This is a genomic window from Rhodanobacter sp. K2T2 (genome assembly GCF_013408815.1).
Taxonomy (GTDB): Bacteria; Pseudomonadota; Gammaproteobacteria; order Xanthomonadales; family Rhodanobacteraceae; genus Rhodanobacter.
In genome coordinates this window covers 128,667-143,426 of sequence record NZ_JACCCA010000007.1, presented here as the reverse complement: position 1 = coordinate 143,426, position 14,760 = coordinate 128,667, and the positions used below count along the sequence as shown (strand labels likewise).

General features: G+C 63.6%; 7 protein-coding genes. 1 reads left to right on the top strand and 6 read right to left on the bottom strand.

Going from position 1 to position 14,760, the window contains the following annotated elements:
• Positions 1–8: 8 nt before the first annotated feature.
• The 3 genes from HDE78_RS12780 to HDE78_RS12770 all read right to left on the bottom strand — a co-directional run bounded on the left by HDE78_RS12780 (position 9) and on the right by HDE78_RS12770 (position 8,261).
• On the bottom strand, positions 9–4,289 hold the full coding sequence (locus HDE78_RS12780; RefSeq protein ID WP_255457787.1) for an RHS repeat-associated core domain-containing protein: 4,281 nt from the start codon (positions 4,287–4,289) through the stop codon (positions 9–11).
• A 777-nt stretch (positions 4,290–5,066) separates the two neighbouring features.
• Entirely contained in the window at positions 5,067–7,235 is a 2,169-nt protein-coding gene (gene ppk1 / locus HDE78_RS12775; protein WP_179480036.1) for a polyphosphate kinase 1, read from the bottom strand.
• Positions 7,236–7,421: 186 nt separating this feature from the next.
• The gene (locus HDE78_RS12770; protein WP_255457786.1) at positions 7,422–8,261 is read right to left on the bottom strand and encodes a helix-turn-helix transcriptional regulator; all 840 of its coding nucleotides are present in this window, start codon (positions 8,259–8,261) and stop codon (positions 7,422–7,424) included.
• A 99-nt stretch (positions 8,262–8,360) separates the two neighbouring features.
• Here HDE78_RS12770 and HDE78_RS12765 point away from each other — a divergent pair, with 99 nt between their 5' ends.
• A complete protein-coding gene (locus tag HDE78_RS12765) occupies positions 8,361–9,620 on the top strand; it encodes an MFS transporter (RefSeq protein WP_179480034.1) in 1,260 nt (419 codons plus the stop codon).
• A gap of 54 nt (positions 9,621–9,674) precedes the next feature.
• Here the strand turns inward: HDE78_RS12765 and HDE78_RS12760 are convergent, their stop codons facing one another.
• The 3 genes from HDE78_RS12760 to HDE78_RS12750 all read right to left on the bottom strand — a co-directional run bounded on the left by HDE78_RS12760 (position 9,675) and on the right by HDE78_RS12750 (position 14,759).
• A complete protein-coding gene (locus HDE78_RS12760; RefSeq protein ID WP_179480032.1) occupies positions 9,675–12,380 on the bottom strand; it encodes a pitrilysin family protein in 2,706 nt (901 codons plus the stop codon).
• 254 nt (positions 12,381–12,634) lie between these two features.
• Entirely contained in the window at positions 12,635–13,669 is a 1,035-nt protein-coding gene (gene murB / locus HDE78_RS12755) for a UDP-N-acetylmuramate dehydrogenase (protein WP_179480362.1), read from the bottom strand.
• 52 nt (positions 13,670–13,721) lie between these two features.
• Entirely contained in the window at positions 13,722–14,759 is a 1,038-nt protein-coding gene (locus HDE78_RS12750) for a quinone-dependent dihydroorotate dehydrogenase (protein ID WP_179480030.1), read from the bottom strand.
• Position 14,760 lies beyond the last annotated feature (1 nt).

The following is a 14,760-nucleotide window of genomic DNA, read 5'->3' as shown; positions in this document are numbered from 1 at the left end:
AAAAATAACTATTTTTGACAACGGCATTTGGCCCCGCTCCCTTCATATGCACCAGTTGCCGCCGCACCCGCCCCCAAAGCATTTCCAAGGGGGTTTGTCCTTCCTGCTGCTGCCCGCAACGCATCGTCGGTCGCGTACTTGGACAAATTCGGCGGCCTGAAACTATCTCCACCACCAAATGCTTTCCTAAGTCCTGACCTGAAAGCACTGGCTTCAAGACCGGAAGCAGCAGCTTCAGCACCGGCTTTTGCTAAGCCAGCATAGGCGAGTCGGCCGGCACCAAGAGCGAATGATGACCATCCGCCCACCTTATAGGCCGTGGAGCATTCGTCTACTTCGTTATTAGTCCCCATGGCATCACGAATCAAACCTGTTACACCAAGAGACGCCGCATCGCCCAATCCCGCCGAGTAATCCACCAATACCTGTGGCACCGGAACCGCAGCGGGTAAATTATCGGCCATTCCACAAGAAGCTGGGTTGTACATGCATTGCGTGTCATCCAAGCCTAGCGGATCGATATTACTGAGCGGGTTGTTTTCAACAGCGGCATACGTGCTCATGCCAGCGGCCAGTCCTTTCGGGTCACTCTGCAAGAAGCGCCAACTGGCCTGTTCGCGAATGCGGTAGCCGTTGCTATTCAAGCCCGACTCGGCGTCATAGTACTCGCCGGCGGACCTCAGATTGAGCACATACCCGTTCGTTGAGGTGGGCGACAGCTCCTCGAACGCATTCCCTACATAGGGCAAAGACCAGATCGTCGTGCCGCTGCCGTTACTCACCGCGCGCGGCGTGCCCATGTGATCGGCAGTGACGTAGTTGACCGTACTCGTTGCTCCCGCCGTATCCACCGTAGCCACCGGAACATCACCCATCCAGATCGTGTCGCGGTTGTTGGCGCTGGTGTATTCGCCAATCAGATGGCTCTGCTCATCGTAGGCGTAGCGCTGTGTGATCGCTGTCGGCGACGTGGCGACCTTCTGGATACGCTGGCCCATGGCGTTGTAGGTGTAGGTGCCCACGGTCGAGCCGTTGGCCTGCACCACGGTGAGGCGGTTGCGGCCGTTGTAGCCGTAGCCCCAGGTTTGGCCGGCGCTGGCGCTGGCCGTGGTGTTGCCGTTGGCGTCGGATGTGCGGGCCGCCGTGCCGATGCCACTGAGCTGGTGGGTGCCGCTGGTGTACGTGTAACTGCCGACGGCAAGACCGCTGCCGGTCTTGCTCAGACGATCGCCGGTCGGGTTGTAGGTCAAGCCTTCGACCGCGGTCGTGCCATCGGCGATAGCGGTGAGTCGATACAACGGATCGTAGCTGTAGGTTTCGGTCGCAGGGTTGGCGCCCGCAGCAGCACTTTCGGCAGTGATATCGCCCATCGCATCGCGCGCGAAGTGCAGGTTCAGCGCCGGACTGGTGAGGTCGGTCAACGCGTCGTTCGCATCGTAGGCGCGGGTAATGACCTGGCCATTGCCCAGCGTGTAGCTGCTGACCGGCCCGAACGGTCGATAGGCGATGGCATTGACGGCCGTGACCGCCGCGCCCATCGGCGGCGATACCGTCACGCTCGTCACGCGGCCGTCCGCATCGCGACTGTACGTGGTCGCCGTGCTGTCGGGATTAACCGTCGTCTGCAGACGATCCGCCAGGGTGTAGCTGTAGCTGGTGGTGTCCAGCGTGGTACCCAGCTGCTGGCGCTTTTGAATGACGTTGCCGCGGATGTCGTAGCAGTAGGTGGTGGTGACGGCGTTCTCGATCACACGCGTGAGGCGGCCCACCGGGCTCGACACCGTACAGCCGGTGACGGCGTTGGCCTCATCGTAGTGATAGGCGACGTTGAGCGTGGTGTCGGTATAGCTGGTGCTGCTCGGACGATCGAGAGCATCGTAGGTCGAGGTGCCGACCACGCCTTTGGCGTCGGTATGGGTCAGACGATTGCCGGCCGCATCGAAGGTATCGGTGCTGGTGCCGGTGTCCGGGCTTTGCAGCGTCTTGCCGTTGCCCAGGCCGTCGTAGGCGTAGGTGGTCGTGAGGCTGCTCGGATCGGTGACGCCGGTGAGTCGATCCAGCGCATCGTAGGTCATGCTGCTGGTGGTGTTTTTGGTCGCCGTATCGGTGCCGTTGTAGTTGTCGATGGTGCTGACCAAGCGGTTCAACGCGTCGTAACCGCGCTTGCGTTGATAGCCCAGCGCATCGGCGGACTGCACCAGATTACCGTTGGCGTCGTAGTTGCCGCTGGTGCCGGCATTGAACACGGTCTGGTTCAGGCCATCGGTGATCGCGGTGAGCTGGCCTAGGGTGTTGAACTTGCGGCTGAGCGTGCGCGTGGCGACGCCGGCGGCGGTGAACGTCTGTTCCTTGGTTCGGTTGCCCGACGCGTCCAGCGTGTACTGGAGGGTATTACCCAAGGCATCGGTGATGCTGGTGAGGCGATGGGCCGCGTCGTAGCCGTAGGTCGTGATCACGCCATCGGCGTCGGTGACCGACGAGACGGCGCCGTAAGCCGTGTAGGCGATCGTCGTCGTGGCGTCCGCCGACGAGGCGGCGCCGCTGGCCAGTGCGCGCACAGTTTTCGTCTGCAGCCAGCCACGGGGGGTATAGGTCACATCGGTGATCACCCCGTTGGGATCGATCGTGCGGGTGACACGGCCAGCGCCGTCGTAGCTGGCGTACGTCGTCACGTGACCCAGCGCATTGGTGATCGACTGCAGGTCGCCGTGTTTCGACGTGGCGCTGTCGGTCAGGTAATAGGCGTAGGTGGTGACGTCGGTCAGATCCGTGCGCGGGCCGGTGGTGGTCAACAGCAGGCCGACAATCGGACACTGCACCGTGTCGACGGCGGTGCAATAGGTGGCCGTCGAACGGCGTACGCCGCTGGGCGGCGTGCCGGTGGTGGCGCAGGTGTAGGACGAGGCAGCGGCGATCATCGGGTCCATCTGACACTGCGCCGTGGGCTGGCCGGCCGCGTTGTAGACCCACGCCATCTGCGCCACGGTGTTGCCGTTGTTGTCGACCACAGTGCGGGTCAGTGGCACGCGCAGCGGGATATTCCAGGTGGTCGTCGTGGTGCGCTGGCTGGTCGTACCGGACGCATCGATCTGTTGATCGAGTAGGCCGTTGGCGTCGTAGGTGGTTTTGGTGAGGACGTTGTTGAAGTCGGTATAGGACGCCGGATAACCGTTGGCGTCGTAAGTCCGCGCCTTCCATAACTGATTGCATTGCGTACCGCATGGCGATGAACTGCCATTGCCTTTCAAGGCGCCAAAGCCATCGTCCTGCTTGCTTATGGTAGTTGACGTCCCTAAAGGTGTGGTCAACGTGGCTGAGTTGACCACAAGATTGCCGGCACCGTTGTAACCGTAGTTGTAACTGAAGGCAGTGTTATCGACGCCTCCGGCGAAGCTAGAAGAGATAGCGTGACCTTGATTGTCATAGCCGGTGCTTTCGTAACGAATTCCCGCTTCATCGATAACGCCAGTCAACAACCTCGGCTGGCTATAATTTCCGTTCAGCGATGATTCGTTGTAGACATACTGACGAGTCTTGCCATCCGGATATTGCTCGGACACAAGGCGATTATTGGTGTCGTAGCCATATGTCAGTACGCCGCCGTCAGGCAAGGTGACGGTGCTGGCGCGCGCACTACTATCGTAAGTAAAGGCGATGGTACGACCGTTCGGGTCCGTAACGGTCAGCAACAAGTTAGCGCTCGGTGCTACCGTGGCGGGAGTCGAGGCGTTGCTATAGGTCAGCGTAATGCCTTGCCCGGTTTCATCGGTGACGCTTTGTAGCAGGCCAGCCGCACTGTAGGTTTCGGTCTGGCGCAGTGCCGCGATGAAAACGGAGTAGCTGAGGGGATTACCGCTCGCATCGTTCTGTTGGGTGAGCGTGTCCGGCGTATCGGCGTCGGCCACCCAAAGGCCATTGCTCTGTTTGAACTGCTCGCCGCTGCCGTCGGGTCGGTCGAGAACCAGCGTATTGATGCCGCCGCTACCAGCGCTGGACTGAAGTACTTCCAACGAGCGATCGAACGAGTGGCGCCACTGCATGCCCAATTCCGCCGATGGCACGTAAGTTGCGCTGTTATAAAAGCGCCGAAAGGTCAGCCATGGGGAAATTTGAAAGTCCGTGTCCTGTCGGAATTCATTGCCGTTGGCGGCATTGATCGGGTCGCCTTCCAGGGTTGTGCCGACATTTACGCCAGCGCTCTTTTTTGCGCCATCTCCGACGCCTCCATGCGGGTTGGCATCGCCTCCAGAAGTACCAATGCTGCCAGTGCAGATGTTGCATCCGCCCATATTTTTGCGCGGGCTGTCAGAGTTATCGGTTGCATGTATAGCAACTCCATTCGGCGCGGCGCCGCCAACGGAGAGTCCTACTTCTGCCACCAGGCCCTTTGTTCCAGATGCGGTGGGATCGAGATACTGGATGACGACAGTGCAAGTGACGTGGACACAATCCGTGCCAAACGGGGGATTTTGTCCAATATCCGCATATAAAGGCCCCGCCGCCGCATTGACGGCCGCCTGTATAGTCGGATAAGGGGTATTGTTTCCTGAATATGAAGCATAGGGCGGCCCCCAGTAGTCATTGGCATAACCTGGCAAAGTCCATCCGATCTGCAGGACCAGAGCAAGCCATAAAAGCAGTGCTCGGCGTGCGCCGATATTTTTCCAGATATGGATGTTCATCCCTGACATGTGGCTCCCTGATCGCCGTTGCGGCGGTTGGCTATTGGCTCACTGATTCCGCGAGCGCCCCTTTCGAAAAATTTATAGCAGCGTTGCAAGACGGCTGTCTGCAAGGAAGCTATCGAACCACTCGTCGTGCTTTATAGCAAACGCTCAACGTAAGGATGTTGCGCGTCGTCGCGTAAGATTATGCCGACACATCCGGTGCTGCATGGGCCATTCCAACTTGCAAGCGAATCTTTTCGCGCGTTTGCATCTACGCATGCAAACGCGTTAGTTCAAATGCCTGCTGCAAAAATGTTTAGCTCGGTGCAGAGCATCTGCGATCTTTTCATCGTCAAATGATGATGAAAGCCACGCCATAAACGTCCAGCACCGCATGCGTCAATGGACAACAGGCGCACCCACGTTGCAGAGTTTTTCCAGCAGCTGAACCTGCACATTGCGCGGCGTATCGCCCTCGGCTAACGGCGCCCGAACGTACTGCCCGTCGGGCTGCAACAGCATCGCGCTGGTGTTGTCGGCGAGGTAGAGATCGAGCGCGCTGCGTACGCGCTGCTGGAGTTTTTTGCCCTGGATCGGGAACGCGGTTTCGACGCGGCGATCGAGGTTGCGCTCCATCAGGTCGGCGCTGGCCAGATAGAGCAGCGGTTCGCCGTCGTTGGCGAACCAGTAGACGCGGCTGTGCTCGAGAAAGCGGCCGATGACCGATCGCACGCGGATATTCTGCGACACGCCTTCCACGCCCGGTCGCAGGCAGCAGACGCCGCGCACGATCAGGTCGATCTGCACGCCGGCGATGCTGGCCTTGTAGAAAGCGCGTATCAGTTTGGGCTCGGTCAGCGCGTTGACCTTGATGATGATGTGTGCAGGCTTGCCGGCCTCGGCGTTCGCGGTTTCACGCGCGATCAGTTCGAGCAGGGTCTTTTTCAGCGTGAACGGCGCATGCAGCAGCTTTTTCATGCGCAGCACCTTGCCCATGCCGGTGAGCTGACTGAAGAGTTTGTGCACGTCGTCGCACAGCACCTGGTCGGAGGTGAGCAGGCTGTAGTCGGTGTACAGCCGCGCGTTGCCGGTGTGGTAATTGCCGGTGCCCAGATGCGCGTAGCGCACCAGCTCGCTGCCTTCGCGGCGCTGGATCAGCATCAGCTTGGCATGTGTCTTTACGCCGACGACGCCGTAGATCACCATCGCGCCCGCCTGCTGCAGACGCGAAGCCAGCGAGAGATTCGATTCCTCGTCGAAGCGCGCGCGCAACTCGACCACGGCGGTGACTTCCTTGCCGGCGCGCGCGGCGTCGACCAGGGCGTCGACGATTTCGGATTTGGCCCCGGTGCGATACAGCGTCTGCTTGATCGCCAGCACCTGCGGATCCTTGGCCGCCTGCCGCAGCAGGTCGACCACCGGCGCAAACGATTCGTACGGATGCAGCAGCAGCACGTCCTGCTTGCCGATTACCTGAAACAGATCTTCGGCGTGCTTGAGTGTCTTGGGCAGCGTCGGCGTAAATGCCGGGTACTGCAGTTCGGGGTAGCCGGCCTCGCTGGCGATGCGGAACAGCCGCGCCAGGTTGACCGGGCCGTTGACTTCATACAGCTCCGACTCGGCCAGGCCATACTGCTTGAGCAGGTAGTCGATCAGCTCCTTCGGGCAGTTGTCGGCCACTTCCAGCCGCACCGCGTCGCCGAAGCGGCGTGAGTACAACTCGCCACGCAAGGCCAGCGCGAGATCTTCGATGTCTTCGGAATCGAGGCTGAGGTCGGCGTTGCGGGTCAGGCGGAACTGGTAGCAGCCCAGCACCTTCATGCCGGGGAACAGCTCATCGACGTGGGCGTGGATGATCGACGACAGCAGCACATATTTGTCGCCGCCCTCGCAGATCGCCTCGGGCACGCGGATCAGGCGCGGCAGCACACGCGGCGCCGGCACGATGGCCAGGCCGGAGTCTCGGCCGAACGCATCGATGCCCTCCAGCCGCACGATGAAGTTGAGGCTCTTGTTGACCAGCAGCGGAAACGGATGGGTGGGATCGAGCCCGATCGGCGTGATCAGCGGCGCGACCTCATCGCGGAAATAGCGGCGCACCCACAGCTTCTGCTTGTGCGACCACTGCAGTCGCCGAACGATGCGGATGCCCTTGTCGACCAGCGCCGGCAGAATGCGTTCGTTGAGGATGCCGTACTGCCGCTCGATCTGCTGATGGGCGATTTTGCTGATCTCGGCCAGCGCCTGGCGCGGCGCGATGCCGTCCGGGCCGATCATCTCGTGATCCAGCGCAATCTGACCCTTCAGCCCGGCCACGCGGATCTCGAAAAACTCGTCCATGTTGCTGGAGAAGATCAGCAGAAACTTCAGCCGTTCGAGCAGCGGCGTGCGCTCGTCCAGCGCCTGGTCGAGCACGCGGATATTGAACTGCAGCTGGGACAGCTCGCGGTGGATGTAGAGCCGCTTGTCGGCCAGATCGACCGGCGTCGGTACGGACGGCTCGGCATCGTTGGCCGCCGGCACGGAGGCATCGGTCGGCAAGGCCTCGCGGATAATGCGGGTGTTCATCGGTACAGTCCAATAGTCCGTCGGGCAGGTCGTGTGTCCGGCCCGTGGGTGCAGCTGGGGGGATGGTAACCCGCGGTCGCGTGCAAGTGCGGTATACCGCAGCGGGTGATGGCTTCACCAGCTTGCCGCAGGACTTTGACAAACCGATGAACCCGCGGCGTGCTAGCCGACGAGCGAATCCCCGGTTCAGCTGCCCGCGCCGCTGCGAGCGGCGCGTTCGTGGGATGCCAGATAGCGGCTTGGGGCGGCGCCCAGCACGCGATGGAACGCCGCGGTGAACGCGCTGGCGCTACCGTAGCCCAGATCCATGGCTACCTGCGTGATCGATTCGCCGCGATCGAGCCGGGTCAGCGCGGCCAGCAGGCAGGCCTGCTGGCGCCAGGCGGCGAAGCTCATGCCGGTCTGTGCGCGGAACGCCCGGGTGAAACTGCGTCGACTCATACCGGCGCGTGCCGCTATCTGGTCGATGCCGATCTCCAGCGAAGGCGCGTCGATCAGCGCGCGGCACAGCGCCGCCAGCCGGCGCTCGCGCGGCAGCGGCGTGCTCAGCGGCAGCTCCGGCATGTTGCCGATCTCGTCCAGCAGCAAGGCCATCAGCCGCCCATCGCGCCCATCCAGGGCGTATTCGGCGGGCAGGTCGACCGCCTCCAGCAGCAGCGCGTGCAGCAACGGCGATACCTCGATAACCCGGCATGTCGTGGACAAGCCCGCCGCAGCGGCCGCCGCATGGTGCACGTAAACGCTCATGATCGACACCGAACCGCGCAGCTGCACCTCGTGCACGACGCCGGGGGGAATCCACAGCGCGCGCCGCGGCGGCATCACCCAACTGCCCGCCGCCGTGTGCACGGTGACCACGCCGGCGACGGCATGCAGCAACTGGCCGCGCCGGTGCGCGTGCGGCGGCAGCAAGGCCTGTGTAGGATAGTCGTTGGCGGTAGCGAGCACGTCGCGCGGCGTGTCTTCGTAGGCGTCGATACGGGTATTGCGCATGGTCTGGCCCGGATTCGATGATTGTTGGCCCATGCATGAATGCGGGCCGCCACGCGGCACTCTATGGTGACGCAGTCGCCGGCGCAACGACCGGCGCCGCCGGCTCTCCGGCTCCCATTGATCGAGTTGACCATGCAGACACGCGTTGATCCTTTCCCCCTGTCGCCCTTGCCCGTGACGGCGGCACCGACCGCGGCGGCAACCCGCGACCGTACCGATTTCGGCATTCTTGGCGCGATCAGTTTTTCGCACTTGCTCAACGACATGATCCAGTCGTTGATCCTGGCCATCTATCCGATTCTCAAGCACGATTTCGCGCTCGATTTCGGCCAGATCGGGCTGATCACCCTCACCTACCAGATCACCGCGTCGCTGCTGCAGCCCTTGGTAGGCCTGTTCACCGACCGCCGCCCGATGCCGTATTCATTGCCGCTGGGCATGGGGTTTACCCTGTGCGGCTTGATCTTGCTGGCCCTGGCACCGCATTTTTCCGTGCTGCTGCTGGCCGCCGCGCTGGTCGGTACGGGCTCGTCGGTGTTCCACCCGGAATCCTCGCGGGTAGCGCGGATGGCCTCGGGCGGACGTCACGGCCTGGCCCAGTCGCTGTTTCAGGTCGGCGGCAATACGGGCGCATCGCTGGGGCCGCTGCTAGCGGCCTGGATCATCGTGCCGCACGGGCGCGGCAGCGTGGCGTGGTTTTCGCTGGCGGCCTTGCTGGCGATCGTAGTGCTGCTGCAGGTCAGCCGCTGGTATCGGCAGCAGCATCTGCAGCAGGTCGGGCGGCGGGCGCCGGCAACGACGCACTCGCTCCCTCTGCGCAAGGTAACGCTGGCGATGGGCATCCTCGGCCTGCTGATCTTCTCGAAGTATTTCTATCTGGCCAGCCTCAGCAGCTATTACACGTTTTATCTGATCCACCGGTTCGGCGCGTCGGTGCAGAGCGCTCAGGTCCATCTGTTCGTGTTTCTGTTCGCGGTCGCGGCCGGGTCGCTGATCGGCGGCCCGGTCGGCGATCGCATCGGACGCAAGTGGGTGATCTGGGCCTCGATCCTCGGCGTGGCGCCATTCACCCTGCTGCTGCCCCACGTCGACCTGTTCTGGACCGGCGTGCTGACCGTGATCATCGGACTGATCCTGTCCTCGGCGTTCTCGGCCATTCTGGTCTACGCGCAGGAGCTTATTCCCGGTCGCGTCGGCATGGTTTCCGGGCTGTTTTTCGGCTTCGCCTTCGGCATGGGCGGCATCGGTGCGGCGGTACTGGGCCACGTCGCGGACAGCCACGGCATCGAGTACGTCTACCAAATATGCGCATACCTGCCGCTGATGGGCCTGATTACCGTATTTCTGCCGAACCTGGACAGTCCACGGCACGACCAGCCGCGCGCCGCCTGAGATGCGCGCCGGCCCACGGCGAAAGCCGGGGCCGGCGCGCGGCGCGCGGCGACGTCAATGCGCCGCTGGCAGCGGCCCCTGCACGACCTGGACCAGGTGCGCCGGCTGCAGGTATTTCTTGAAGGCTTCCTGCACCTGCGGCGCGGTGAGGGTGAGGTAATACTTGGCGGCGACCATCGGCTCGTCCAGCGGCTGGCCCTTGTAGCCCCAGGCGACCAGCGAATGCGCGATGTCGTTGACGCTGGAGACACCCAGTGGAATCGAGCGGATTTCGAACTGGCGCGCGTTGGTCAGCTCGTCGGGCTTCACCGGCGTGTTCTGCATGTCGGCCAGGTTCTGCCGGATCAGCCCATCGACCGGACCGACCTTGCTCGGGTCGCTACCGTACTGCACGAAGAAGATCGAGCGCGAACGATCGAAGCGCATGCCCGAGCTGGCGCCGTAGGCGAAGCCGTGCTTCACGCGCACGTCGACCATCAGGCGCGAGGCGAAACCGTTGCCGCCGAGCACGTCGTTGCCGAGCTTCAGCGCGTAACGATTCGGGTCGGTCAGGTTCAGATCGAGCATCTGCCCCATCAGCACCTGGTCCTGCGAAGCAAACGCATTGTTGACCACGGTGTAAGCGGCCGGATGCAGCGGTACCGGCTTCGGGATCACGTTGGGCTTGGGTCCGGTGGCTTTCCAGTCGCCGAAGTACTTCTCCACGGTGGCCTTGGCCTGCGCCGGCGTCACGTCGCCGACCACGACTAGGGTGGTGAGGTCCGGACGATAGGTCGCATCGAAGTAGCTTTTGACATCCGCCAGGGTCACCGCATTCACCGTGCTCGGCAGGGCCTCGCGCAGGCCCGAGTCGCCGGCCGGCAGCATGCCCTTGGTCAGCGCGTGGAACATCTTGTATTCGGGCGATTCGATTTCACCGGCCAGCGTGCGTGCCAGCGTGCTTTGCTGCACCTGGAACGCCTGCGCCGGCAGCGCCGGATGCAGCTCGTTGTCGGCCAGCAGCTGCATGCCCTTGTCGAATGCGCCGCTGGGCACGGCGAGAGTGAAGTCGCTGCCGCCGGACGCGGAGGCGGAGATATCGTCCAGCGCCTTGTGGAACGCGCTGCGGTCCAGGCTGGTGGTACCGTAATCGAACAGCGAGGCGAGCAGGCGACCGACGCCCTCCTGCCCCTTCGGCTCCTGCAGGCCGGCGTCGTGATCGACATGACCGACGACGGTCACCGTCTTGCTGATGCTTTCCGGCTGCACGATCAGACGCAGGCCGTTGGCCAGCTTCATATCGGTGGGTGCCAGCGTCCAGTGCGGCATCTGCAGCGTGCCCAGCGCCTTCTCGGCCCACGCCGGCAGCGGCGCGTCGAGCTTGTCGTCGCCGCCGAACGATTCGGTGCCGCCGAAGCCGCTGCTGTCAGGCGGACGCTTGCCGTCATTGCTAGGCGTGAGCACCACGGTGATGCGCTGGTGCGATTTCAGATACTCGCGCGCCACCCGGTTGACGTCGTCGACGGTGACGGCGGCAATCAGCTTTTCGGCGGCCTCAGGCGAATCCACGCCCTGCCAGGCCAGCGCCTGCGACCACGCGCTGGCGAGGGTCACGGCGCTGTTCTTGTTGAACTCGGCCTGGGCCAGTTCGGAGCGCTTGGCCGCATCGACCAGCTCGGGCGACATGCCGTCTTTCAACAGCTGTGCCACGACGGCCTCGAGATTGGCCTGGGTCTGCTTGGCGTCACCGCCTTTGGGGAAGCTGGCCTCGATGGCGCCGATGCCGCCGCGGGTGAACGGCTGCATCTGCGCATCGGCACTGAGCACCTTGCCCTGCGCCGCCAGCTCCGACAGGCTGCTGCGCGCATTGCCCAGCACGTCCATCAGCACCTGCGCCGCGGCGTAATCCTTGCTCTGCTGGCCCGGCATGCGATACAGAAACTGCACCGTGCCGGTGCCCTGCGGCGTGCTGCTGCTGATGGTCTGCGGCTTCAACGGCTTCAGCGCGATCGGCACGCGCGCCGGCGTGGCGCGCTGCGGAATCGGATCGAACAGCTGCTTGACCTTGGCCAGCGTGGCCTGCGGATCGACGTCGCCGACGATCACGAAGATCGCGTTGTTCGGCACGTACCAGTCGGTGTGGAACTGCTTGAGCACGGCCGACGTGGTTTTGTCGAACGTGGGCCGCGTGCCCAGCGGATCGGCCTCGTAGCCGGTGCCGGCGAACAGCGCTCCCTCGGCCTTCTCGAAGGCCAGGAAACCCGGATCGGAAATGTCGCGTGATACCTCCTGCTCGATCGCACCCTTCTCCAGGCCCCAGTCCTTGTCGCTGACCAGCAGGCCCTGCATGCGGGTGGCTTCGATATGCAGCAGGATGTCGAGATAGGCCGACGGCGCCACGAAGTAATACTGGGTCGCATCGTTGGTGGTGAAGGCGTTGTTGTCGCCGCCCATCTTGCCGGTCATCTCGTTCAACTGCGCGCCGGTCATGCCGGCGCTGTCGCGAAACATCATGTGTTCCAGCGCGTGCGCGGTGCCGGGGTAGCCCTTCGGCGTCTCGCAGCCGCCGGCCAGATAGGTGATCTGCGTGGTGACCATCGGCGCCAGCGTGTCGCGCACGATGACCACGCGCAGGCCGTTCGTCAGCGTGGCGCGGGTGACGTTGCCCGCTTCGCTGGCGACGGCCGGAATCGCCGCCTCGGCTGCATGCGCCGCGCCGCCCAGCAAACCGATACCCAGCAGCACGCTCCATGTCAGGGGTTTGAGCTTGTTCAACATCATGACCGGTGATTCCTTGTGGATTGCTGATGGGAGGTGTCGTGCGGGCGCGATATGCCGCGCCTTGTTCGACCATGAAACGACGACGGAATTCTGCTGGCGCCCCGGCCGACTGCCGCGTGCCAGAAGCCATGATCCCATGACGAGGCAGAACCGCAGCAGGTATGGCGGAGAGCGCCCGCGGCGAACGCTTCCATGGAACGCAGGCTCGATCGCAAGTTCCGGCGATGGCAGCCAATCGTCGTCAGCGATCGTCGTCAGCGCGGGCTCGCACCGATAATCAGCGGCTCGGGCTCGAGCTGCACGCCAAAGGTCTTCTGTACGCCGGCCATTACCTGCTGCGCCAGCGCCCACAGCTGCGCGCCGCTGGCCCTGCCGTGATTGACCAGCACCAGCGCATGGCGATTGGAGATGCCGGCGTCGCCCTCGCGCAGGCCCTTGAAGCCGGCCTGCTCGATCAGCCACGCGGCGGACAGCTTGCTGTGCGCGTCGCCGGCCGGCCAGGACACCAGACCGGGATGCGCGTTTGCCAACGATTCGGCCAGCGCGCGCTCGACGATCGGATTCTTGAAGAAGCTGCCGGCGTTGCCGATCACTTCCGGATCGGGCAATTTTTTCGTGCGCAGATGCACCACGGCCTCGGCCACGTGGAACGGCGCGGGCTTGTCCACGCCCATGCGTTTGAGCTCATCGTGGATACCGGCATAGTCGGTGCGCAGTTCGCGCTGGCGCGGCAGCACGAAGCGCACGGCGGTGACGATGTAGCGACCGGGCTCGCGCTTGAACAGCGAGTCGCGATAGGCGAAGGCACAGGTCGCATGATCCAGCGTCATCACACGATGCTCGCGGATGTCCCACGCCTCGACGCTCTCGACGAACTCGGCCACTTCGCAGCCGTAGGCGCCGATGTTCTGAATCGGCGCGGCGCCGACCGTGCCGGGAATCAGGATCAGGTTTTCCATGCCGGCGTAACCCTGACCCAGAGTCCAGCGCACGAAGTCGTCCCAGCGCTCGCCGGCGGCCACCGCGATGCGCGCGCTGTCGCCATCGCTTTCGACCTGCACGCCTCGCGTGGCCATGACCAGCACCGTGCCGTCGAAGTCGCCAGTAAACAGCACGTTGCTGCCCTCGCCCAGCACCAGCAGCGGGCGATCGCGAATGCCCGGAAACTGCAGCAGTTCGGGCAGCTTGGTGGCATCGCGAATTTCCGCCAGCAGGCTGGCCTTGGCCGCCACGCGCAGCGTGTTGCGGGTCGCCAGCGAGGCGTTTTCGATCAGCGTGTAGCCACCCATATCTATTCGCTCCGCTGGCATGTCCGTGCCTTGCGGCGTGGTGTTCATGCGCTCAGCCGGCATGCGTGTCTTCCCGCTGCCGGCGCATTTCGTTGACGCATTCGCCGATCAGCTGCGGCCCGCGATAGATCAGCCCGGAATAGATCTGCACCAGCGCCGCGCCGGCCTCGACTTTCTCCGCCGCGTTGCTGCCGTCGAGAATGCCGCCGACGCCGATCAGCGCAATACGCCCCTGCACGCGACGGCTCATACCGGCCAGCACGGCCGTGGCGCGATCGAACAGCGGCCTGCCGGAAAGCCCGCCCGTCTCGGTACTTTGCGGATCATCCGCCACCGAGGCGTGATCGATCGTGGTGTTGGTGCAGATGACGCCGTCGATGCCGGTATCGAGCAGCACCTCGGCGATCGCATCGAGCTCGGCCTCGGCCAGATCCGGCGCGATCTTCAGCAGCATCGGCTTGCGCTTTCCCTGCTGCGAGCCGAGTTGCTCCTGCGCCTCGCGCAGCGTGCCGATGAAGCGGCGCAGCGTGGCCTCTTCCTGCAGATCACGCAGACCCTGCGTGTTCGGCGAGGAGATATTCACGGTGATGTAGCTGGCGTATTCGTGCACGCGGCGCTGGCAGATCAGGTAATCGTCGACGGCCCGCTCGTTCGGCGTGTCCTTGTTCTTGCCGATATTGATGCCGAGCACGCCGCGATAGGCCGCCTTCTGCACGTTGCGCACCAGCGCCTCGACGCCGCCGTTGTTGAAGCCGAGACGATTGATGATCGCCTCGTGTCCGGCCAGTCGAAACATGCGCGGCTTGTCGTTGCCCGGCTGGGGCAGCGGGGTGACCGTGCCGACTTCGATAAAACCGAAGCCCAGCGCGGCCAGTGCATCGAGATGGTCGGCGTTCTTGTCCAGCCCAGCGGCCAGGCCGACCGGATTGGGGAAGGTGATGCCGAACGCCGTGGTCGGCAGATCCACCGGCGGCCTGGCCAGCCAGTGCGCGAAGCCGCTGCGCTGAGCCACGCCCAGCCCGTACAGCGTGAGGCCGTGCGCCACTTCAGGATCGAGCTTGAACAGCAGGGGGCGAAGAACGTCGTACATG